The organism is Shewanella denitrificans OS217 (genome assembly GCF_000013765.1).
Lineage (GTDB): Bacteria > Pseudomonadota > Gammaproteobacteria > Enterobacterales > Shewanellaceae > Shewanella > Shewanella denitrificans.
On sequence record NC_007954.1, the window covers coordinates 3,441,855 to 3,463,505 of the forward strand.

The 21,651-nt window shown below is 44.5% G+C and carries 21 protein-coding genes and 1 pseudogene; 11 read left to right on the top strand and 11 right to left on the bottom strand.

Translation table 11 applies throughout. The annotated features are described in order from the left end of the window. Positions 1-49 precede the first annotated feature (49 nt). A complete protein-coding gene (locus SDEN_RS14975) occupies positions 50-304 on the top strand; it encodes a hypothetical protein (RefSeq protein ID WP_011497307.1) in 255 nt (84 codons plus the stop codon). A 151-nt stretch (positions 305-455) separates the two neighbouring features. Here SDEN_RS14975 and SDEN_RS14980 read toward each other — a convergent pair whose 3' ends face one another. The 5 genes from SDEN_RS14980 to SDEN_RS15000 form a co-directional block, all read right to left on the bottom strand. Continuing rightward, the gene (locus tag SDEN_RS14980; protein ID WP_011497308.1) at positions 456-776 is read right to left on the bottom strand and encodes a DUF1289 domain-containing protein; all 321 of its coding nucleotides are present in this window, start codon (positions 774-776) and stop codon (positions 456-458) included. Between the two features lie 112 nt (positions 777-888). Continuing rightward, a complete protein-coding gene (locus tag SDEN_RS14985; RefSeq protein ID WP_232279897.1) occupies positions 889-1,887 on the bottom strand; it encodes a D-2-hydroxyacid dehydrogenase in 999 nt (332 codons plus the stop codon). A gap of 16 nt (positions 1,888-1,903) precedes the next feature. Then, complete coding sequence (gene djlA / locus SDEN_RS14990) at positions 1,904-2,683, bottom strand: co-chaperone DjlA (protein ID WP_011497310.1); 780 nt, start codon at positions 2,681-2,683, stop codon at positions 1,904-1,906. 18 nt (positions 2,684-2,701) lie between these two features. Continuing rightward, entirely contained in the window at positions 2,702-3,421 is a 720-nt protein-coding gene (gene murU, locus SDEN_RS14995; protein WP_011497311.1) for an N-acetylmuramate alpha-1-phosphate uridylyltransferase MurU, read from the bottom strand. Further along, the gene (locus SDEN_RS15000) at positions 3,418-4,557 is read right to left on the bottom strand and encodes an aminoglycoside phosphotransferase family protein (protein ID WP_011497312.1); all 1,140 of its coding nucleotides are present in this window, start codon (positions 4,555-4,557) and stop codon (positions 3,418-3,420) included. Before SDEN_RS15000 ends, murU begins: the two co-directional genes overlap by 4 nt. Positions 4,558-4,700: 143 nt before the next feature. Between SDEN_RS15000 and lptD the strand changes: the two genes are divergently transcribed. The 7 genes from lptD to SDEN_RS15035 all read left to right on the top strand — a co-directional run bounded on the left by lptD (position 4,701) and on the right by SDEN_RS15035 (position 13,677). Beyond that, positions 4,701-7,001, top strand: a complete 2,301-nt coding sequence (gene lptD / locus SDEN_RS15005) for an LPS assembly protein LptD (RefSeq protein WP_011497313.1) — start codon at positions 4,701-4,703, stop codon at positions 6,999-7,001. A gap of 144 nt (positions 7,002-7,145) precedes the next feature. Beyond that, positions 7,146-8,450 (top strand): peptidylprolyl isomerase SurA, encoded by a 1,305-nt coding sequence (gene surA / locus SDEN_RS15010; RefSeq protein ID WP_011497314.1) that lies wholly within the window; start codon positions 7,146-7,148, stop codon positions 8,448-8,450. A gap of 6 nt (positions 8,451-8,456) precedes the next feature. Beyond that, a complete protein-coding gene (gene pdxA, locus SDEN_RS15015; protein WP_041405834.1) occupies positions 8,457-9,446 on the top strand; it encodes a 4-hydroxythreonine-4-phosphate dehydrogenase PdxA in 990 nt (329 codons plus the stop codon). A 6-nt stretch (positions 9,447-9,452) separates the two neighbouring features. Further along, positions 9,453-10,256 carry a 16S rRNA (adenine(1518)-N(6)/adenine(1519)-N(6))-dimethyltransferase RsmA gene (rsmA, locus tag SDEN_RS15020; protein WP_011497316.1) on the top strand — a complete coding sequence of 268 codons (804 nt, stop codon included), beginning with the start codon at positions 9,453-9,455 and terminating at the stop codon, positions 10,254-10,256. Between the two features lie 76 nt (positions 10,257-10,332). Further along, positions 10,333-10,713, top strand: coding sequence for a Co2+/Mg2+ efflux protein ApaG (apaG, locus tag SDEN_RS15025; protein ID WP_011497317.1), 381 nt, complete (start codon positions 10,333-10,335; stop codon positions 10,711-10,713). Then, positions 10,713-11,534, top strand: coding sequence for a symmetrical bis(5'-nucleosyl)-tetraphosphatase (locus SDEN_RS15030; RefSeq protein ID WP_011497318.1), 822 nt, complete (start codon positions 10,713-10,715; stop codon positions 11,532-11,534). The genes apaG and SDEN_RS15030 overlap by 1 nt, the downstream gene beginning before the upstream one ends. Before the next feature lie 121 nt (positions 11,535-11,655). After that, positions 11,656-13,677 carry a HAMP domain-containing methyl-accepting chemotaxis protein gene (locus SDEN_RS15035; RefSeq protein ID WP_011497319.1) on the top strand — a complete coding sequence of 674 codons (2,022 nt, stop codon included), beginning with the start codon at positions 11,656-11,658 and terminating at the stop codon, positions 13,675-13,677. Positions 13,678-13,788: 111 nt separating this feature from the next. Here SDEN_RS15035 and SDEN_RS15040 read toward each other — a convergent pair whose 3' ends face one another. Then, on the bottom strand, positions 13,789-14,436 hold the full coding sequence (locus SDEN_RS15040; RefSeq protein ID WP_011497320.1) for an NAD(P)-dependent oxidoreductase: 648 nt from the start codon (positions 14,434-14,436) through the stop codon (positions 13,789-13,791). Positions 14,437-14,565: 129 nt separating this feature from the next. Here SDEN_RS15040 and SDEN_RS15045 point away from each other — a divergent pair, with 129 nt between their 5' ends. After that, the gene (locus SDEN_RS15045) at positions 14,566-15,462 is read left to right on the top strand and encodes a LysR family transcriptional regulator (protein WP_011497321.1); all 897 of its coding nucleotides are present in this window, start codon (positions 14,566-14,568) and stop codon (positions 15,460-15,462) included. A gap of 57 nt (positions 15,463-15,519) precedes the next feature. Here SDEN_RS15045 and SDEN_RS15050 read toward each other — a convergent pair whose 3' ends face one another. From SDEN_RS15050 to SDEN_RS15060, 4 genes and pseudogenes are all read right to left on the bottom strand, one after another. Continuing rightward, on the bottom strand, positions 15,520-16,458 hold the full coding sequence (locus SDEN_RS15050; RefSeq protein WP_011497322.1) for a Dyp-type peroxidase: 939 nt from the start codon (positions 16,456-16,458) through the stop codon (positions 15,520-15,522). Positions 16,459-16,748: 290 nt separating this feature from the next. Further along, a pseudogene (locus SDEN_RS20890) lies at positions 16,749-16,982 on the bottom strand (hypothetical protein). 77 nt (positions 16,983-17,059) lie between these two features. Further along, positions 17,060-17,821 carry a ferredoxin--NADP reductase gene (locus SDEN_RS15055; protein ID WP_011497323.1) on the bottom strand — a complete coding sequence of 254 codons (762 nt, stop codon included), beginning with the start codon at positions 17,819-17,821 and terminating at the stop codon, positions 17,060-17,062. A gap of 159 nt (positions 17,822-17,980) precedes the next feature. Continuing rightward, positions 17,981-18,607: a DUF5610 domain-containing protein gene (locus SDEN_RS15060; RefSeq protein ID WP_011497324.1), complete on the bottom strand. Its 627-nt coding sequence runs from the start codon at positions 18,605-18,607 to the stop codon at positions 17,981-17,983. 342 nt (positions 18,608-18,949) lie between these two features. Here SDEN_RS15060 and SDEN_RS15065 point away from each other — a divergent pair, with 342 nt between their 5' ends. Then, positions 18,950-19,165: a hypothetical protein gene (locus tag SDEN_RS15065; RefSeq protein WP_011497325.1), complete on the top strand. Its 216-nt coding sequence runs from the start codon at positions 18,950-18,952 to the stop codon at positions 19,163-19,165. A 161-nt stretch (positions 19,166-19,326) separates the two neighbouring features. Here SDEN_RS15065 and SDEN_RS15070 read toward each other — a convergent pair whose 3' ends face one another. Next, entirely contained in the window at positions 19,327-21,132 is a 1,806-nt protein-coding gene (locus tag SDEN_RS15070) for an ABCB family ABC transporter ATP-binding protein/permease (protein ID WP_011497326.1), read from the bottom strand. A 328-nt stretch (positions 21,133-21,460) separates the two neighbouring features. On the opposite strand from SDEN_RS15070, the gene SDEN_RS20385 reads away from it, so the two are divergent. Next, on the top strand, positions 21,461-21,637 hold the full coding sequence (locus SDEN_RS20385) for a hypothetical protein (RefSeq protein WP_011497327.1): 177 nt from the start codon (positions 21,461-21,463) through the stop codon (positions 21,635-21,637). Positions 21,638-21,651 lie beyond the last annotated feature (14 nt).

A 21,651-nucleotide genomic window follows, 5' to 3' on the forward strand; every position in this document is an offset into this window, starting at 1 on the left:
GTTAAAGGCAGCGTTTAATATATTAAGTTCTCGATAGAAGGAACAAGAAATGCCAAAGCTAAGATTACTCACAGGCTTGTTATTGACCCTGAGCTTTACCGCTTCAGCCAATGACAGCCAAGCAGCACAAGCCCCAAATGAAGTGTTAAGCTCACTGCGTGATGCCTGCCATCAAGTGGCGGCCGAGGAACAGATTGAAGACATGGAAAAGGCACGTTTTGTGTTTGACTGTATTAACGATCAACTCAATGAAATGGGCTATCAAAGACTGCTTCCGCCGGAGAATGCCCCTAGATCACTATAGCCCTGAAACTCACAAGTAATGGACTAATATTACCTAGATTAGTCACTGCAAGCATGCCATTGCCTCCCATGCTTACAACTGACATTTTATGATGCCTTGATGAGATACACAGAAGCAGCTTTACTCCCTGTCGCTTGCTCACCACGGGTGGTCAATCCTTGTTAGCAGCCCTGTTGATGGTTTCATCACTTTCATTAACGGGTTCAAAATCAAATTCTGGATTAAACAGCGCCTGAGACTCAGCCAATGAGGCTTGAATAGCCTGTCTTTTTTCTACAAAAATAGCATATTGACGACGTTTCTTGCGCTGCAAGCACAAACGATTCACTTCCTGCTTTTGTGCGTCGCTAAAATTGAGCCAATTAAACCTTTCGTCACGACTACGCAAACACCCCACACAATAACCGCGAGGATCTGTTTGGCAGATCCCCAAGCAAGGGCTAGGTATGTTGAAAAAGCTTAACTGTTCCATGAAAATGTGGCTCTAGGGCTCAAGGGTTAACCCTAAGCATAGCCGTATTTTCATTGAGCATAAATGCTTATTTATTGAACGCGCACTGAGGGTGGTGCTTAGGCTAAGTCAGCTAGATAACTCGATTGCGGATGTCTGAGCGCAAAAAACTGGCGACATTATCTATGGCTATATTAAGCAGCTGTTGTCTCGCCTCATAAGTTGCCCAGCCAATATGCGGCGTGATACTGATATTTCTGGCACTGAGTAAAGGATTGTCTTGCTTAGGCGGCTCAGCGCTTAATACATCCACGCCGGCAAACAAACGGCCTTGATTGAGCGCCAAAGCCAGCGCCTGCTCGTCGATTAAACCGCCCCTGGCAGTATTGATTAGCAGCGCATTTGGTTTAATCAGCTTAAGCCGCGCTTGATTAATCAGCTGATGCGTCTCTTGGGTTAACGGGCAATGCAGTGAAATGATATCGGATGTGGACAATAAGCTATCTAAGCTCAGATGTTCCACCTCGGGTGGCAGAGGTTTATGTTTATTTAATCTGCTGACCGATACTTTCATTTCAAATGCCAACGCGATTTTAGCGACCTTAGTTGCGATATCACCAAAACCCACTAAACCTAACCGCTTACCTTTCAATGACACCAACTGAGTTAGGCTGAAGCAAAAGTCCTCTGATTGACTCCATTCCCCCGCTTTGACTGCCGCGTCATGTAAAGCAAGCTGCTGACTGTGATGCAATATGTGGGCAAACACCATTTGTGCCACGGCATCGGGGCCATAGGCGGGTACATTGGTCACCACTATCCCCCTGGCTTTTGCCGCCTCCAGATCTACGACATTAGTGCCCGTAGCCAAGATACCTATGTAGTTAAGCTCGGGAAGACTCGCCATTAATTCCGCCGTGATGGGCGTCTTATTGGTTAATATCATCTTGGCGCCGTGACAGCGCTGGGCCAGCTGGTCCATACTGCGATCATAAACAGTGAGATCGCAAAGGGCCTTAAGCCTATCCCAAGATAAGTCCCCCGGATTTAGGCTAAAGCCATCTAACACTACAAGTTTGGCTCTTGGTTGCATTGTTGAGTCAAGCACCGCGGGTTCGTTTGCCTTTTCCATGTTATTTCTGCTTGACCTAACGCATGCCGCGGGTAGTTTTTATCCGCTCGTAGGCTAATTGAATATCTTGTGTCTTGGCCTTGGCTAAGGCCATCATTTCCTCAGGCAAGCCTTTGGCCACCAACTTATCTGGATGGTGTTCATTCATGAGTTTACGGTAGGTCTTCTTAATCTCTTGATCGCTTGCAGCTTCCGTGAGTCCCAATAAAGAATAGGCGTCACCCATGCCCATTTTCTGGCTGCCACTATTAGATGAGTGGTGGTGAAACTCAGCCTGCCAGCGCTGTAATAGTGCATCTAAGTCTTGTGAACTTAAGCCTAAGGCTTTGGCAATTGTGCTCAATACCGCGTGTTCTTTGGATTCGATTTCACCGTCTGACAATGCCGTTTGAATTTGAATTTCAATAAACATCTGCACTAACTCAGGCCGGCCGAAAGTTAACTTGCGAAAATCCGCCAAGGTTTGTTGTAAATCAAAATCGGCATCACGTCCTGTTTTAAAGGCTTGCTGGGCATCTTGTCTTGCTTGACCAGAAAGCTTCATTTGGTCCATCAATAAAGTGGCAATTTTAATGTCTGTCTGGGTGACTTGTCCCGAAGCTTTCGCCACATGGCCCATTACCGCAAACGTGGTATTAAAAAACTGCGCCTGCCGTTCTCGCCCTTTTGAAATTAAGCCCTCAAAGCCTTGACGTTTATCATAAAGGTGCCCTAACCAAAGCCCAAGAATAGCGCCAAATATACGCCCAAACATATAGCCAATAATAAAGCCAAAAATCTTACCCCAAATACGCATCTAGTCGCTCTCTTGTTTTTAACGTCGTGCAGCTAATTCAAGCCTGGTTTCTAATTGAGCTAATCGCTCTAAGGTGCCCACATCGCACCAAAAACTGCGGTGCAATTGCCCTTGTACCTGACCTAAGGCCATTTTCTCTCTTAATAATGGCCCTAAAGGTACTGGCCCTTCTGGTATATCATCAAAGAGTTGTGGATGATAAAGCCCAATTCCTGAAAAGGTAAAGTTAAGCTTGAGATCGGCGCTTAATGGCCCTTGAGATAATTCCGCAGTGGTTACCCCCTCTTGGGACACAAAGCCAAAATCCCCATTGGGGTGTTGGGAGGGATTCTCTACTAACCAAAGATGGGCTAAACAGCCATTGTCTGGGTTGATACTTTTGAGTTCAGGCATGACGGGTAAGGTATCGATAAACACATCACCATTGATCACCAGAAAAGGGTCATCACCTAGCAAAGGCAAGGCCTTTTTTATACCACCCGCAGTTTCTAATGCTTGAGTTTCTTCACTGTAGTGAATGTTAACCCCCCATTGCTGACCTGAACCTAAGGTGTCCACAAGCTTGTGGCCAAGCCAAGCATGATTGATGACCACATCTGTCACCCCTATCGCCGCCAATTTTTCCAAATGGTAAACAATCAAGGGTTTACCTGCGGCGCACACTAAGGGTTTAGGCACAGTATCCGTAAGCGGTCTTAAGCGCTCCCCTCGCCCTGCAGCTAATATCATCGCCTTCATTGTTTAATATCCACAAGATGTTGAGCGTTCACTAAAGGTAAAACCTTATCTTGGATCCACAGGCTGAATGCGGTTAGCTCAGGATATTGACCCCCTATGTCCACTAAATAACTTAAGGTCAAGGGAATGTCGGCCATATAATTCGGCTTATTATCACGGTAGTTGAGCCTTGCAAAAATACCGGCGGCTTTAATATGACGCTGCATGCCCATCAAATCAAACCACCTGGTGTAAGTCGCTAAACTCACCTCAGCATCGAGAAGCCCTTGTTCAATACACTCTTGGTAATGAAATTCGATTAACGGTGCGATTACGGCTTGAGGCCATTTGATATAACAATCCCTAAGTAGAGAAACCGCATCATAACTAATAGGGCCTATCACGGCATCTTGAAAATCCACTATGCCCAATGCTTGTGTGTCTTGGGCTGGGTTATCTTGGGCTGGGATAGTGTGAGCACCGCTTGAGGTATTAGTGCTTTGCGAGGCAACAATTAAATTCCGGCTATGAAAATCCCTGTGCATACCTACTTTGGGCTGACAAAGGGCGTTTTGAGTTAAACACTCAAAGGCCTCATCGAGCATCTTTTGCTCGCCGGGGGTTAAGGTTAACTTAAGATGTGTGCCTAACAGCCATTCAGAAAATATAGCCAACTCACGCTGAACAAACTCTGCATCATATAGCGGGAGGGATTGGTAGGTTTCACTCGCTTGATGCCCATCAGACCTTGGCTGCAACCCATCCAAGACTTGAACCTGAGTCACACGGGCAATCTGAGGTAATAGCATTAATGCGGCGCGATAGTGACTGGCGACATTATCAACCGTCAGCAAGGCTAATAATTGCTGTTCACCCAAATCGCTTTGCAACACAAAACCTTGCTCAGCGCAGGCATGTAACACCTTAGGCACAGACAATCCCCCTTGATGATAAGCCTTAGCTATGGCGACAAAAGGGGCTATCGGCACTAACTGAGGCGGAGAATCAGCCAATATATAATGGTTATTATCATGGGTTATTCGAAAGTAGCGCCTAAAGCTAGCATCGCCACAGATCAGGGAAATATCGACCTTAGAATCGAAAAACTGCCTTAACCATGCTTGTAAGGCGAAAAATCTTGGATCAGTTAAACTCATCTCAATGGCTCTTAATGAAAAATTGCTTTATTATAGCCATCATAACATGTGGAAACAGCTAAAAAATCAACCAAGTTAACTTGTTATCTCAGCTTGTTATCCACACCTCTTTCCCGGACTATGAATTCAAACTTTTGATAATAATGAATATCCGTTACTTATTGCTACTCAGCCTAATGCCTCACCTTGTTTGGGCCGCGGAAGAACCGACTCCTGAGATCCCTTTCTCTCAATGCCTTATTGAGCCACCGGTATCACGTTCTTTCGATGATAGGGCACAACTCACAGACATTGATCCTAATGATATTGTGATCATTTCTGATCGCACCGATGCCTCATTTAATAAGCAGGCTCATTTCGATGGTGATGTCAGCTTCAGCCAAGGACAACGACATATCGCTGCGGATAAGGCAACGTTAGATCAGCGGCAGCAGCAATTAAGCGCCACAGGCAACCTGATATTTAAAGATGAAAATATCACTGTTACTGCAGATACCCTTGAAGCACAGATGAGCAGCAATAGTGCCACCTTAGACAATACCCAATATTGGTTGCATGGTCAGCAAGTACATGGCAAAGCCAGTAAAATGCAGATCACTTCAGAAAATAATTTGCTGCTCAGCAATGCCAATTTTACCACTTGCCCACCTGGGGATGAATCTTGGTTGCTAGAAGCCGAGTTGATTAAAATCGACAGCAAAGAAGAGTGGGGCGAAATCTGGAATGCTAAATTGCGCATTGCCGATGTCCCAGTGCTTTACATCCCCTATATGACAGTGCCGGTTTCCGACAAACGCAAGACCGGGTTTTTATTCCCTAATTTCAGTACCAGCACCACCAATGGCGTACAGGTGAGTACACCTTATTATTGGAATATTGCCCCTGAGTATGATTTAACCTTCACCCCAGATATGATGTCATCTCGTGGCCTGTTTACTAAAACTCAAGTGAACTACTTGGCCGGAGAAGCCCAGCAAGGGCAAGTTAATTTCGAATATCTAGATAATGACAATAAATTAGCTGGCTCGCCGAATCGCTACCTTTACAACATGAGTCACCAAGGCGCCATCAATGACAATTGGCGGGTGCAAGCTAACTTTACGGATGTGTCAGATAACAATTATTTCAACGATTTAAATTCTGACGTCAACCGCTCAACCGATAACCAACTATCACGCATAGGTGAAACCAGTTATTTTGAGCGCAATTGGGACATGAGCGTCAGAGTGCAAGACATTAAAGTTTTGGGTGAATCAGAAAAGCCTTATCAAGTCATGCCGCAACTGAATTTCAATTATCGGGTGGCAGATATTTGGCAGGCCATTGATTTTAATTTTAACAGTGAACTCACCAATTTCGAGCATCAAGACGATAACCGAAATACTGCGACTCGAATTCATCTCGTTCCCAGTTTAGTCTGGCCGATCCAAGGCCCTGCAGGCTCATTTACCAGTGAACTTAAACTACTGCAAACTCAGTTTTTTCAACAGACTCAAGATTCAAACAACCCGTACAATCAAGATGTTAGCCGTACTATCCCGCAACTGCGCTTACATGGTAAAGTGAATTTTGAACGACCCGCTAATATCTGGGGCGAGGCATATCGTCAAACCATAGAGCCCCAAGTTCAGTATTTATATGTGGGCTATGAAGATCAGTCTAACATTGGCTTCTATGATACCGCCCAGCTGCAAGACGATTACTTTGGACTATTTCGTGACCGCCGCTTTTCTGGTCACGACCGTATTGCCGACGCCAATCAGGCCACAGTGGGCTTAACCAGTCGATTATTGGATGCTTCAAATCGCGAACAATTTAAATTTAGCATAGGGCAAACTCTTTACATTGAAGACAGTAAGGTACTGTTAAATCAAGGTTTAAGAGATGCTCAACAATCTGCTTCAGTACTGGCAGCAGAGCTAGACGCAAGGCTTTATCAAGACTGGTTTATCAGTGGTGCAGTGCAGCACGACACTGAACACGGTAAGAATAAGAAGAGTGAAGTCACATTAGATTATCGACCGAGCAATGATAAATTATTGCAATTTAGCTATCGATTTGTGCCTGATTTACTCAACACTAATACCAATGGTCGAGTAAATATTTCCCAAATGGGTGTACGCACTTCTTGGCCTTTGACAGATTCACTCTATTTTGTTGGTAATTGGTATCACGATCTAAAAGAAGAGCGTGATGTGGAGACCTACACAGGTATTCAATATGAATCCTGCTGCTGGGCTGTACGCTTGAGTTATCATTACAGAATAAAAACTAACTATGACGATGAGCTTATGGCTAGCATAGATAACAGAGAAGAATTTGAGAAAGGTGTCTACTTAAACTTCGTGATTAAAGGCCTTGGGGGTTCTGGCCCTCTTGGGGTGAGTGACATGCTAGACGAAGGCTTATTTAACTACAGAAAACCACTTTACTTAAGGAATTGACCCGCTTTTATGCTAGATTGCTGAACCAAGCGTTAAATTGAGAGTCCAACAGACGCAATACCTTAAAACCCTAAAGGTATTATGATAATTTAGGCTCAATTACGCCTTTAATAATGAATTTTGAATGTGCCAAGGATGTTGTGGATGAAACACAGTAAAAAAATAGTAACTGCTTTATTGGCGCTCGCCATGAGCCAAACTGTCATGGCCGCACCTGTGGCTCTAGATCGCGTTTCGGTGCAAATTAATGACGGCATCATTCTAGAAAGCGAGATTGGCAACATGCTTGCCACGGTTAGAGCCAACGCGAATAAGTCAAACCAGACTCTGCCATCGGAACAAGCCCTTCGCACTCAAGTGATTGAACGTCTGATTTTAACCCGTTTACAGCTGCAAATGGCTGAGCGCATTGGACTGCAAATTGGTGATCTACAACTAGACCAAACCATAGAGAGCATTGCCAAAGATCAGAAATTGACCGTGAGCCAGTTACAACAACAGCTAGAAAATGATGGATTGAGCTTTAGCCAGTACCGTGAACAACTTAGAGAAGAAATCACCTTAGGTGAAATACAACGCATACAAGTACAGCGTCGTATTCAAGTTTCACCACAGGAAATTAGTGGTTTAGTAAAACTCATGCAGGAGCAGGGATTAAAAGAAGTCGAGTTTCAAATTGGACATATCTTGATTGATGTGCCTAGTGAGCCCAGCAGTGAACAATTGGAAGCCTCCAGTAAACGCGCTAATATCGTGTTAAAGCGCTTGAATGAGGGAGAAGATTTCCGCTCTACCGCCATAGCCTCTTCTTCAGGCCCTAAAGCCCTTGAAGGCGGTATTTGGGACTACATGAACATCAACGAAATGCCTACCTTATTCGCTGAAGTGGTCAATGGCGCTAAAGTGGGCGATATCATAGGTCCAATCAAGTCAGGTTCTGGCTTTCATATTATTAAAGTGATGGATGCACGCGGCTTACAAACCAAAGAAGTAGAAGAAGTTAAATCTCGTCATATTCTGCTTAAACCATCCCCCATTTTATCGGAAGAGCGGGCTAAAGCCATGCTAGTGAACTTCCAAAAACAGATCTTAAGCGGTGAAGCAGATTTTGCTGAATTAGCCCGCCAATATTCAGAAGATCCTGGTTCTGCGGCAAAAGGTGGCGAGCTAGGTTGGTCAAGCCCAGACGTTTATGTGCCTGAATTTGCACAAACCCTTAACAGCTTGAAAGAAAATGAAATGAGTGAGCCGTTTCGTACCACTCATGGCTGGCATTTGACCCAATTAATGGATAAGCGTAAAACCGATGCCACCGAACAATTTAACAGTAACCGCGCTCATCAATTAATTTTCCGTCGCAAGTTTAATGAAGAGTTACAAGCTTGGTTAGACGAGATGCGCAGTGATGCCTATATTGAAGTCTTCGAGCCAGAAGTTAACCGTGGGTAATCTGAATTGATGACCAAACGTATCGCTATTACGGCAGGGGAACCTGCCAGTATAGGGCCAGATCTTGTTATCACTCTAGCTCAGCAGGCTTGGCCTGCTGAGCTAGTCGTTTGTGCTAACCCTGAATTATTGCTAGCTCGAGCTGCCAAGCTCGGACTACCACTACGCCTCATCCCCTATCACTCAGAAAACAAACCACAGCCACAGGCCGCCGGAACTCTCACCATAGCACCTTTCGAACTAGCCGCTGAAGTCGAATGTGGTGTGCTCAATGAGCTCAATAGTGCTTATGTCGTGGATACCTTACGCTTTGCTGGCGAAAAGAACATGAGTCGTGAATTTGATGCTGTGGTGACCGGCCCTGTGCATAAAGGCATCATCAATCAGGCGGGTATTGCCTTTAGCGGGCATACAGAATACTTTGCTGTGCAGGCAAACTGTCAAGATGTGGTGATGATGCTGGCCGCCCCTGGGTTGCAGGTGGCTTTGATGACTACCCATATTCCCTTGGCCTACGTTGCTAAAGCTATCACCCGGGAAAGATTACATCATATTATCCATATTTTGCATAAAGAGCTTAAGAGCAAATTTGGTCTAGGTTCCCCCAAGATTTATGTCTGCGGCTTAAACCCTCATGCCGGCGAAGATGGTCATATTGGCCGAGAAGAGCTAGACGTAATGATCCCTGCCCTGAATGAGCTAAGAGCGCAAGGCATACAGCTAGTCGGACCTTTGCCGGCTGATACCTTGTTTCAGCCAAAATATTTACAGGACGCCGATGTGATACTCGCTATGTATCACGATCAAGGTCTACCTGTGCTAAAATCTTTGGGTTTTGGTAAATCTGTCAACATCACTTTAGGCCTACCTTATATTAGGACTTCAGTGGATCATGGCACAGCCTTAGAATTGGCAGGTACTGGCTTAGCCGATTCTGGCAGTTTTACCTGCGCCTTAAACAAAGCCATTGAACTGGCCTCAAAAGTAAGTAACTAATTTTAAATGAGCAATAAAGTACATTTAGGCCATACGGCTAGAAAACGATTCGGTCAGAACTTCCTTACCGACGACAGTATTATCAGCCGCATTGTTGGTGCCATCTCCCCGGATAACGATCATGTGATGGTTGAAATTGGACCTGGCCTTGGTGCGATCACTGAGCCTGTTGCAATGAGCATAGATAAACTCAGCGTGGTAGAGCTTGACCGCGACTTAGTTGAGCGGTTGCAAAATCACCCAACACTTAAAGATAAACTCGATATCCATCAAGGTGATGCGCTGCAATTTGATTTCTCTACTTTGCAGCAAGCGGGTAAAAAGATGAAAGTATTTGGCAACCTGCCATACAACATTTCTACCCCGCTAATGTTTCACCTATTTGAGTTTGCTGAAATTATTGAAACCATGCACTTTATGCTTCAAAAAGAAGTGGTGCTGAGGTTATCTGCAAGCCCAGGCTGCAAAGCCTATGGCCGCTTAACTGTGATGGCGCAATACTACTGTCAAGTAGTCCCCGTGCTGGAAGTGCCACCCCATAGCTTCACTCCTGCGCCAAAAGTGGATTCAGCAGTAGTACGCCTGTTACCTTATGCTAACAAGCCTTGGCCGTGCAAAGACGTCACAGTGCTCAGACACTTATGTACTACGGCCTTTAACATGCGCCGTAAGACACTGCGTAATAACCTGAAGCAACTTATCAGCGATGAAGAGTTTGGCTTACTCAATATTGATGCTAGCCTAAGACCCGAGCAAATCAGCGTCGAACAATATGTTGCGCTTGCAAATTTGCTGTGCGACAAGCAATAATCACTTAAGGGCATCTAGATGCCCTTTTTTATACGCTTACGTTCCCCCAAATTGGCAATTTGAGATAAAAGACACCATGAGTTTTCCAATAGACAGCATAAAAATTAAGGTTGAGAGTCATTTCCTTGCACAGCAATCATCGCTGCTAGAAGGCAAATACGTATTCTCATACACTGTCACTATCGTCAATCTCAGTGATATCAATGTCACATTAAAGAGTCGCCACTGGATAATCACCGATGCCAATGGTGCAGAAAGCCAAGTCAAAGGACCTGGCGTCGTGGGTGAAACCCCGACTATAGCCCCAAATAATGCTTATCAATATACCAGTGGTACTGTGTTTGAAACCCCAGTCGGTTTTATGCATGGCCGTTACACCATGGAAAGTGGCCTAGGCGAGACCTTTGAAGCCAGTATTCCCTCATTTCGCTTAGCTATGCCTGGCGTTATGCAGTAATGGCGCACTATTTTGTCGGTGATATCCAAGGCTGCTTTACAGAGCTCGAACTATTACTGCAAAAGGTTGGCTTTAATCCATCCATTGATGAACTGTGGGCGGTGGGCGATTTGGTTGCCAGAGGGCCTGATTCATTAGCCACATTGCGCTACTTAAAATCATTGGATAATAGTGCAAAATTAGTCTTAGGCAATCACGATCTGCATTTATTGGCCGTGCAGGGTAAGCTCAAATCAGCCAACCCAATGGATAAGCTGAACGAATTATTAGCCGCCGACGATATCAAGATTTTGATCGATTGGCTAAGAGAACAACCCTTAGCGCAATATTTACCAGAACATAATATCGTGATGACCCATGCGGGTGTGCCGCCACAATGGGATCTTGCCAGGCTTAAAATTGAAGCAGAACAGGTCAGTCAAGCACTGAAGCGCAGCGACTACCTTGAGTCATTAATCGCCAATATGTATATTAATGGCCCAGTTCATTGGCATGAAGACTTAATCGGTATTGAAAGACACAGATACTGCATTAACGCTCTCACACGCATGCGCTATTTACATTTGGATGGCAGTTTGGAATTTAATTGCAAATTACCCCCTCAAGAAAATCATGATGCAAAGCTTAAGCCTTGGTTTAGCTTCGACTCGCTCACGAGTGAGAAAATTAAAGTATTTGGTCATTGGGCCGCACTTATGGGTGAAACCCATGTTGAAAGAACTCAAGCACTGGATACGGCTTGCTGCTGGGGAAAGCATTTAACCCTCTGGCAAGTTGAAAATAATGAAAAAATTACACAAACTAATATCAATTCACGTTAAACTAATCGCTGATTTAGCCGATAGAAATTGAATTGATAGCTAGCTAACATGTTGTAAAGCATATAAACCTAATGGCTTAGTTTAGTACCTTGGGAACAAATAATAATAATCGGAGTATTTTATGAAAATTAATGTTGCCACCAGGGTTATTGGCGGTTTTTCCATAGTCACGCTTTTATTGATACTTCTCGGTGGCGTAACGCTGTTGACGAACTCCAGTATCAAGGACAGTACAACGACACTGCAAAGCATAAGTCTGCCAGCACTCAATGCGACCAATGACTTATCAGAGAATATCAGCTCCCAACAAGTGCAAGCCTTACTCGCCTATTACAGTAACCATTCCAGTAAAATCCCACCAATTGAGCAAAGATTAAAGCAACAGGCTAATCAATTTAATCAACAGCTAGCTAAACTCAGCCAGTTAATTGTCAACCAAGTGGAATTTTCAAGTCCATTAAGTCAACTTAAATCAAGCTACGCTCAATTTGAGAATATTAGCCAAACCGTGCTCAATGAGCGTAATAGCGCCTTAAGTGAGCAAGAAGCCTTGCTGGTAATGCGCAGCAAACTCGAAGACGCTGCCGATGATGCATCCTCGTTATTAATGGATATTACTGATTTAGATAGCAGTGACGATCAAACAGAAAAAAGTCTTGCAGCTTCAGCAAGCCTTGTGGAAACCAACTTCATCAACATCATTACCACGGTTTACGACTTAGTGAGTGCCGAAGATAACAATAAATACGATCTTATCGTCAAAGAACTTGATTACATGGTCAGCGAGATCAAAAACAAAATTGACTATATCAATCGTCAAGGTGACGGCATCATAGATGAAGATGTATTAGCCGATCTCAACAAAGAAACCGATAAAGTGTTTGCTCAGTTGTCGGGTAACAATTCGATAATCACCTTAAAAGCCAGCCAAATTAATCACGAACAAAGCGCTCATGCCAAGCTTGCTGAAATGAACAACTCCTTACTTGATGTCAACGCTAAAATGAAAGTGCTAGCACGCAACATTGATGCCTTCGCAACAGAAATAAGTAACGATGCCATTAGCAATATTGATAAGGCGAGCATTAATACCATGATGGTAGTTGCCTTAGCCATCGTTGTGGCCATAGGCGTGAGTTATGCCGTGGTCAAACCTTTAACTCAATCTCTGGCGAAAGTTAATCAAGCGCTAACTGTATTAGCCTCTGGGGATTTGACCCATAAGCTTGATGATTCAGGACACGATGAATTTGCCGAGCTGTCAGCAAACTGCAATCTTTTAGTTGATAGTCTACGAAGACTTATCATAGGCATACTCGATAGATCCAATCAACTGGCAGCAGCAGCCGAGCAGACTTCTGCTATCACCAGCCAGACGACGGTCAGCATTAAAGAGCAAAAGAACCAAGTCGATCAAATCGCTACTGCGACCACAGAATTAAGCTCCAGTGCTCAGCAGGTTTCCTTGAGTGCAGATCATGCCTTAGAGCAGATTAAACAAGCCGATCAAGAAACTCAGCATATGCGCAAAATTGCTGAGGAAAACAAGCTCACCATCTTGTCTCTTGCGGATGAAATTGGTAAAGCAAACATAGTGATTAATAAATTACACACAGATAGTGCGGCCATTGGCTCTATTTTGGATGTTATTCGCGGTATTGCCGAGCAGACTAACCTATTAGCGTTAAACGCCGCCATTGAGGCTGCACGTGCAGGAGAACAAGGACGTGGCTTTGCTGTTGTGGCTGATGAAGTGCGAAGCTTAGCGTCTCGCACCCAAGTCTCGACCCAAGAAATCCAGCAGATGATCGAAGTGCTGCAAAAAGGTGCTCAGCAAGCAGTAGCCGCGATGGATTTGGGAAGAGAGCAAGCCAATACCTGTGTAGATAAAACTGAACAGGCAAACCTTGCACTTGAAAGCATTAGCCAATCGGTTCATAAAGCTTTCGATGCTGGTAACCATATAGCCCATGCAGCTCAAGAGCAAAATCTAGTCAGTAGCCAAGTTTCTGAGAAATTAGAGCATATCGCCTCGATTTCGGAAGAAACTGCTACAGGAGCAAGTCAAACCTCTGAATCAAGTCATCAAGTCGCCAAACTTGCCGAAGAGTTACAAGCTTCTGTGGGTGAATTCAAGGTGTAACCTTACAGTATTATGGTTCCTCAATAGAAAGGTTTTAAAGGTTAATACCGTTTACTTAAGGTGAACGGTATTTCTATTTTTAACATGCTGTAAGGGTTGTTCCCTTTCAAATTAATAAGCGATGCTGATCCTTTGCTGTGGATGTTCCCCACTATCAAGTTCATCTAACATGGCGCAGGCATAGTCCGTCACTGAAATATGGCTACGTCCATTTTCATCGGTAAAGCAGTCATCACCGCCGACGCGATAAGTACCTTGACTGTCACCGGGATAAATCTCTGCTGCGGGACTGACAAAGGTCCAGTTAAGCTCACCTTGATATGCTTGAAATATGCCTAAGGCTTCACCTTGGGCTAACGCTTCTGCCTTGTACTCTGCAGGGAATTCAGCGGTTGATACTAAGCTCACTCCTGGCGCCACTTCTAAACTGCCTGCGCCGCCTACCCATAACAGTCTTGTTACCTGAGTGCTTGGCAGTAATGCCAACAACTTAATCGCCGTTGCTGCGACTAACTCATGATTGTGCCCTGCCCTGCCGCCAATGGCTGCAATAACCACGTCCAGTCCTGCGAATGTGCTTGCCAGTAATGGCTGGGATAAATCGATTTCACGTATCTCTATTTCGCCCAGAGCCAAGTCGCTGCCAGCGAGCTTGCTCCTGTCTCGAACCAAGGCGGCCAACTCATAACCACGATTTATTGCTTGAGCTAATATTTCGCCGCCTATCCAACCTGTTGCACCTAAAATACCGATTTTCATATTCTAACCTCAGTGATGATTAACAATGAAGCCAGTTTACTTGTCCGATATTAGATGATAAATATCGATATTGGCACATAATTGCATCCATTAAAGATACAAATAAGCGATATCAAGAAGGCAAATTCCATGGATAGACTCACCGCCATGCGCAGCTTCGTTGAAGTGGCCGATTGCGCCAGCTTCACCCAAGCCGCAGAGCAGCTTAATTTGAGCCGTTTACAGGTTTCTAGGCATGTTAAGGAACTGGAGCAATGGCTAAACTTGCGGTTATTACATCGCACTACCCGTAGCGTTAGCCTGACCTTAGAAGGTGAGGAAACCTTGAGTTATTGCCAAGAGATCCTAAGTGGTGTGGCGCAGATGCAAAGTCGGGCTCAGCAGCACAATACCAAGCTTGTGGGCACCATTCGTCTTGCCTCCCCTATCGGCCTGGGTCAGCATAAATTGTTTGATGTGGTAAATGAATTTATCGCCCTGCACCCCAATGTTAAATTTCAATTTGTGCTCGCAGACTCCCTAGCCGCCATGGTGGGTGAGCGAGTGGATATCGCGCTGAGGTATACTCATCAGCCGGACGACAACTTAATCGCCCGGCGTTTGATGCAAATTGATAGTGTTATTTGTGCTGCACCTGAGTATCTGGAACATCATGAGCCCATCATAAATATTGCCGATATCGGCCGTCACAACTGCCTAGTGCACACGAGTCAATCTCAGTGGCACTGGCTCATAGACAATCAGCATCAGCAGTTAAATGTAGGCGGTAATTTACAAGCTAATGACATGGGGGTGCTAATCAAGGCAGCGCTGCTGGCCAAGGGCCTCGTGTGTTTACCAGCAGATTTGGCCAATCCCTATTTAGCCGACGGACAGCTTATTGAGGTGTTACCTCAGTATGTCTCTCCCGGCAAACCACTGTGGGCAGTGTACTTATCTCGCAGCTATCAGCTGTTGCACGTACGTGCCTTTATCGACTTTATTGCCCAGAAGTGGCAGCAGGATATCACTAAGTGGCAGACATAAGAAAACGCACCAATTAAGGTGCGTTTTTGTGTAAATCTAAGTGTGCTGTGAGGCTGACTATTCTTCTTCAAACTGGGCTAAAAAATCTACCGAGGGCACAAAGAAGGAAGAACCCGTTAGCGCATGGGTGAAATTCATCAAGTGATCGTGATTACCCGCGCCATCGCCATGTACCATGCTATGAAGCATTTTTTCAAAGTAGTCTGGGGTATGGCACAAAGAGATAAACATCAGCCCTTGTTCTTTTAGGGAGCCATAGGGCATGCTTTGACGCAAAATCTCCATAGGCTCACCCTGATCGTTTTTAAGGTTAACCCGCTTGATGTGGCTCGTCAGTGGCTTATCTTCTGAGGCGTATTCAATATTATCTGACTTAGTACGACCAATAATATCCTCTTGCTTTTTAACGCTTAATCTCTGCCAACTGCTTAAGTCGTGGGCAAACTTTTGCACATGGGCATAGCTGCCATTTTTAAAGCCGATATCCTCATTGCCCACTAAGGCCACTTGCTGACGATGCTGGCCTTTGGGGTTTTCAGTACCGTCGACAAAACCGGTTAAATCGCGGCTGTCCATAAAACGGAAACCCCGCTCTTCTTCCATCAACTCCACTAGACCTTCTAGCATTTGATTGATTTCATTGGCCACCAAGTGCAGCACATCGTAGCGATCGCAGCGTAACTGCACAAACAGATCGAACTCTAACCCAGGAGCTTCGCGGTTGTCTTTAGACATGGCAGGAAAGGGTTTGAGTAGTGCTGGGCGAGCTGCAGGATAAAAGGTATCCCAAAAATTAGCCCCTATGGCCACGAAACCATTAAAAGCACTGTCGCCATATTGATCTGCTAATTCATGGATATACTCGGCGACATTGGCAATACAAGGACGAAGGTGGTTTTCTTCTCCTTCGATGGCATTAAACATCAAATAAACGCTGTGTAAGTTTATCTCAGCACAAATCCCTAATTGTTCGCGAGGCATAGTTTGCGGTTCCATTGTGAAATCAAGCACTGCTGGGGCGAGACTCAAATCGATATACTCATCGACTTAACTCAGCACTTAGATACAGTGAATTGGCTTATTTAGTTTCTAATTATTAGCTCATTTTAGCCCAGCAGAAGCAGAATTTAAGCTATGGCTAAACTGAGCACTTCGGGCATTAGCAGGCCTTACTGACCTTAAGCAAATACAGCAGCATAATGTGGAGCTCAACGCTGTACCGCTAATACTGCCATTGATACTGACACAGTCTGCCGAAGAATTGCCCCAGTGTCACTAATCTAGCTTTAGGCCGTTGAAAATTTATTTATTTTTACTGCTCTAGGGCCTGTTGATCTTTCAAGGTTGTTTTTGCAGCGAATTGTTGGCCATTTATACAAGGCAGAGACTTTGAGGTGTAGTTATTCTACATAAAAAGTCGATAACGCCGTAAAAATGGTCAACAAACGCTGCCCGAAGGGTTCGGCTAAAAACGTTTTATTCTTTGTTGAATGGATTTTGCTTAGATGACTAGGCTTCAATCCATTCGCCTCGATTAAAACGTTTTTTAACTCGAACAAAATTCAACCAGCAAAGATCAACAGGCCCTAGGTCTTAGTTACCAATATTTTTCTAAGGTAATTTGACCGGGAGCGCGGCGTAAATTCTTACTGAGCCCTCTTTCAAGTAATAAGGTTTGCACTTCAGATATCATCTCTGGATTACCGCAAATCATCACTTGTGAACTTTGGGGGTTAATATCCACTTGAGCCCGTGTTTCTAACTCACCAGAGACTAATCCTTGAGGAATACGGCAATGCAATGCATTGGCCATGCTCACACTCGCCTCAGGATCCCGCGTCACCATGGGAATAAATACGAACTGTTTAGGGTATTGCAGCAAAAGCTGCTGGATAACATCATGATAGGCAATATCTGTCTGATAACTAACGCCATAGACTAAGATAATTTTTTCATACTTAAGCCAAGGTGCCTGGGTGCGCAGCATGGAAATAAACGGCCCGACACCTGTGCCCGTCGCCAAGAACCAGAGGTTGCTGTAATCAGCCGATTGAGGCAGTTCGTCTAAGGTTAAAAAGCCTGCCGCCTTAGTGCTGACGGTTATCGCATCTCCAATTGCAAGTTGATGCAAGGCGGGTGACAATTGACCCGCTTCCACTTTGATAGCCAAGACTTCAAGCAGCTCAGCATCGGGAGCACTCACGATAGAGTAAGCCCTAGCGACACGTTTATCGGCAAGTACCTGACTCAGTTTAATAAATTGCCCTGCTATAAAAGGGGCAATCTCAGCCTTAATGGATAAGGTAAATAATTTATCGTTCCAGTCTCGACGAGCAACAACTAGGCCCTGAGTCCACATAAATCCCCTCCGCAATTCACACGCTAACGCCATCACAACTCGCTAATGCTCTAGGGCATTGTGATGCATTTAAAGGCACATGTCAGTAGCTTATCAGTGACTTACCACTAAACCTAGTCTTGGCTGTAAATTAGCTAGGCAACAAACTCGGGCTTAGTTTTACGCTGTTTTTGGAGGAATAATGTTATCTCTGAAACTTTGCAAGCCTTTTTGAACCAAATCATAGGTGGAATTCACCCCAGATTCGATATCACCTTTAAGCACTTGTAAGCCTTTTAAGATATCCTTGGCTTCATTAAATCCTTGATCTATTGCGCCACCGATAATTCCCATAAAGCTTTCCAGCTGCTCATCTAGGCTCATATTGCTATTGCGCTCTTGATGAAGTGGGAAGAATTGAGTCGCAAAGCTGACAATTCGCTCTGCGGTAGCTTCAGGAGAATAGTCGACATTATTAGCGGCGTTTTTCTGGATCGCATTATCGCCTAACGTTGGCGATAACTCTTTATTAATCGCTTCGATAGCGGCCTTATAAAGCAAGGTCATCGACTTGCCACCGGACTCTAAATCAACCTTTTCTTGAGCTGCCAAAATACTGGCATTCATCATTTGCTTGCTGGTTTGGTTCGCTGTTTCTTTACGGGCAACATCCCTGACTTCTTGACCATGATTAATACCTGGTGTTTTAGGTTCCTTTGCCGTAACAGAGACTTGCGCGCCATGATTGGATTTAGTGTTAGTGCTAGCTGAATTAGCCCCTAGCTGTGACTGTTTATTGATGTCCATATAACTCACCTTTTCTGTATAAAGAGTGACCGATATCCATGCTATCGGCACAGATATTGAAAACTTAAGCTGTATACTTATTGAACATCTAAATAATTAAAGCAAGGGAGGGAATGGATATATAAGCCGCCAGAAGCCAAATTTCTAGGCCGATGAGGCACCTAATCAATAAAGCAAAATCCAAAATTGTATAGCAAAAAAATACTTTATGGTAAATCAAGCGCAATACTTTGAACCCGATCAACAATCAGTGTAAAATATCGAGTCTATTAAGTGTTATTAAGGCTAAGTGAGACAATCATTTCACAGTAACTTAAGCACGAGAACCACGGAAAGGGATACATGTTGAAACCCGCGCCTAAAAACATCCATGTGACACAAAAGACCGTCAGTGTAAGCTGCGACAATTGCAGTAAACTGACTGAAATTGAAGGTGTGCGTGTGTGCTTTGAAAATGGCAAGATTATCCGTTTAGTAGAAGATACCTCCGCAACACCCTTGCTTAAAATGTATTGCCATGCATGGCAAAAAGATCTGACTAAAAATTCAAATAAATAGCTTATTTCACCAATTCCACCGCTTTTCTACTTTCCCGTCATTCCACTGCGGCCTTACTAATTCGTCTTGCTGTTTCGTGCCACTTAAGAGCCAAGTGACAAAGTGTCATGCCCATTCAAACGCACTAAAAACACACAGCTGTTAATCCTAGGGATTTTATTCTATTGAGTCTCGTTCTGAAGTCGCCACAGCCGCGCATATAAACCTTGCTGACTTAATAAGCTGTCATGAGTCCCCTGTTCAACAACCTTGCCCTGACTTAAGACGAGAATAGTATCTGCATCCACTATGGTCGATAACCTATGGGCTACCACCAAACTTGTATGCCCTTTAGCCGCAGCCTTTAAGGCATCAAGAATGGCCTTTTCGGCGTGACTGTCTAATGATGATGTCGCCTCATCGAACACCAATATACTGGCGCCCTTCAAAATGGCTCTGGCGATAGAAACCCGCTGCTTCTCTCCCCCAGAGAGCTTTAAGCCGCGCTCCCCCACCTTGGTTTGCCATTTGAGTGGCAATGACTCAACAAAATCACTCAGATGCGCTAACTTGGCCGCTTGTTTGATTTCAGCATCCGTTGCATCGGGGCGGCCATAGCGAATATTGTCATACAAGGTGTCATTAAAGAGCACGGTATCTTGCGGCACAATAGCTATGCTCTGCCTAAGTGCCGCTAAGCTCAGCTTCCTGATATCTGTGCCGCCAATACTTATCGCCCCTTGACTCACATCATAGAATCGAAATAACAGCTTAATTAAGGTCGATTTACCGGCGCCGCTGTCACCGACTACAGCCACCTTTTTGCCGGCAGGCACTAGGAAGCTTATGCCTTGAATAATAGGGCGACCGTCGTAATCGAAACTGACCTCGTTGAACTCCACCTGGGGAAGTTCAGGGCTTTGGTCTATGGCGTGTTCAAGATTGGTAATTTTAGGTGTCAGCGCTAACAGCTCAAACATGCGTTCAATATTAGCTAAAGCGCCGCGGATTTCTCGATAAACGAAACCTAAAAAATTCAACGGAATAAATAGTTGCATCATAAAGGCATTAATCAACACAAAGTCGCCTATGGTCATGCTGTTGTTGGCCACTTCAATGGCTGCCAACGCCATCATAGCGGTCATCGCCACTGCAATGATCAAGGCCTGCCCCGAGTTAAGCACTAACAATGACAGCCGGTTCTTACGCTTGGCCTGTTCCCATTGCGATAAGGCTTCGTCATATCTTTTAGCTTCAAATACTTCATTATTAAAGTATTTAACGGTTTCATAGTTAAGCAGACTGTCGATGGCACGGCCATTTGAAATAGTATCAGCTTTAGCAGCATCACGGACAAAACCCGTGCGCCACTGGGTGGCTATCACTGAGTAAGCGATATACAAGAGCACTGAAACTAACGTAATCCCGGCGAACTCAATACCGTATTGATAGAAAAATATCCCTATGACTAAGGCAATTTCCAGCAAGGTAGGCACAATATTAAACACCATAAAGCGCATTAAAAAGCTAATTCCACTGGTGCCTCGCTCAATATCCCGAGACAAGCCACCGGTGCGCCGGTCTAAATGAAAGTCCAGATCCAATGCATGTAAATGTTCGAACACAGACAAACCTAACCGCCTAATCGCCCGCTCAGTCACTCGGCCAAATAAGGTGTCACGTATTTCCCCAATAATGACATTGAGAAAACGCACACAGCCATAAGCCAGTACTAATGCCATAGGGACTAATGCCACGGCAGTGAGTGTGCTGTTCTCTAGGCTAGATTGGCCTTGGGGGAGGCTCAAAGTATCAACAATGTCTTTTAGAATAAACGGCAAGCCGACGCTGGCAAGTTTTGCGACCACTAGACAGATTAACGCAAGAAAAATCCTTAATTTATACTCGAGTAAATACGGAGTCAGCCGCTCAATGACTCGCCAATTTAGACTGGCAGGTTCTTTTTCTAAATAAGAAGAGGGACGCATGTTAACTCCGGTTATAACAAAAAATGAGTTGTGGTACTCTGTTGCACTTACACCAAAGTAATACTTATGATTGATAAAAAGGCAGCGCGGTAAGATAAAAGGCTAGGTGGCTTGTAATTTTTTAGTTAAATTTATCACTTTATTGCTGTTAATGGTTAAACAGATTGGTAGAATTTGCTACCCTGCATCTTAAAAAATACGCCTGAACCTATACTATCGAGCAATCAGTGCTGGCGAGTAGCATGCAAAATAAATCATTAAGTTTTGCATTATCCCTTTGGCATCACCTAGTTCATAGGATATTTATCATCAGCTTGAAGGAATTGTTATGTTAGACCCCAAAATACCTCATTACCCACCACTGCCACTCATACAAACTTGGGTATGGATGATGATTGAATCGGGGGATCCTGAATTACAACAAAAGGGCCGTGATAATCTCATTTCCGCTTTTGGTAGTTTAGCCAAAGCCAATGAATACCTTTCAAACGCCCATAAAAAATAACCCAGACATTTTGT

Bases quoted from the DNA above. Each gene is read 5' to 3' on its own strand.
- apaG (WP_011497317.1), top strand. From the start codon at position 10,333: ATGAGTTTTCCAATAGACAGCATAAAAATTAAGGTTGAGAGTCATTTC.
- SDEN_RS15030 (WP_011497318.1), top strand. From the start codon at position 10,713: ATGGCGCACTATTTTGTCGGTGATATCCAAGGCTGCTTTACAGAGCTC.
- lptD (WP_011497313.1), top strand. From the start codon at position 4,701: ATGAATATCCGTTACTTATTGCTACTCAGCCTAATGCCTCACCTTGTT.
- SDEN_RS14975 (WP_011497307.1), top strand. From the start codon at position 50: ATGCCAAAGCTAAGATTACTCACAGGCTTGTTATTGACCCTGAGCTTT.
- rsmA (WP_011497316.1), top strand. From the start codon at position 9,453: ATGAGCAATAAAGTACATTTAGGCCATACGGCTAGAAAACGATTCGGT.
- SDEN_RS14980 (WP_011497308.1), bottom strand. From the start codon at position 776: ATGGAACAGTTAAGCTTTTTCAACATACCTAGCCCTTGCTTGGGGATC.
- SDEN_RS15040 (WP_011497320.1), bottom strand. From the start codon at position 14,436: ATGAAAATCGGTATTTTAGGTGCAACAGGTTGGATAGGCGGCGAAATA.
- SDEN_RS15060 (WP_011497324.1), bottom strand. From the start codon at position 18,607: ATGGACATCAATAAACAGTCACAGCTAGGGGCTAATTCAGCTAGCACT.
- djlA (WP_011497310.1), bottom strand. From the start codon at position 2,683: ATGCGTATTTGGGGTAAGATTTTTGGCTTTATTATTGGCTATATGTTT.
- SDEN_RS15055 (WP_011497323.1), bottom strand. From the start codon at position 17,821: ATGTGGACTCAGGGCCTAGTTGTTGCTCGTCGAGACTGGAACGATAAA.
- murU (WP_011497311.1), bottom strand. From the start codon at position 3,421: ATGAAGGCGATGATATTAGCTGCAGGGCGAGGGGAGCGCTTAAGACCG.
- SDEN_RS15035 (WP_011497319.1), top strand. From the start codon at position 11,656: ATGAAAATTAATGTTGCCACCAGGGTTATTGGCGGTTTTTCCATAGTC.
- SDEN_RS14985 (WP_232279897.1), bottom strand. From the start codon at position 1,887: ATGGAAAAGGCAAACGAACCCGCGGTGCTTGACTCAACAATGCAACCA.
- SDEN_RS15070 (WP_011497326.1), bottom strand. From the start codon at position 21,132: ATGCGTCCCTCTTCTTATTTAGAAAAAGAACCTGCCAGTCTAAATTGG.
- SDEN_RS15050 (WP_011497322.1), bottom strand. From the start codon at position 16,458: ATGGAACCGCAAACTATGCCTCGCGAACAATTAGGGATTTGTGCTGAG.
- SDEN_RS15065 (WP_011497325.1), top strand. From the start codon at position 18,950: ATGTTGAAACCCGCGCCTAAAAACATCCATGTGACACAAAAGACCGTC.
- SDEN_RS20385 (WP_011497327.1), top strand. From the start codon at position 21,461: ATGTTAGACCCCAAAATACCTCATTACCCACCACTGCCACTCATACAA.
- surA (WP_011497314.1), top strand. From the start codon at position 7,146: ATGAAACACAGTAAAAAAATAGTAACTGCTTTATTGGCGCTCGCCATG.
- SDEN_RS15000 (WP_011497312.1), bottom strand. From the start codon at position 4,557: ATGAGTTTAACTGATCCAAGATTTTTCGCCTTACAAGCATGGTTAAGG.
- SDEN_RS15045 (WP_011497321.1), top strand. From the start codon at position 14,566: ATGGATAGACTCACCGCCATGCGCAGCTTCGTTGAAGTGGCCGATTGC.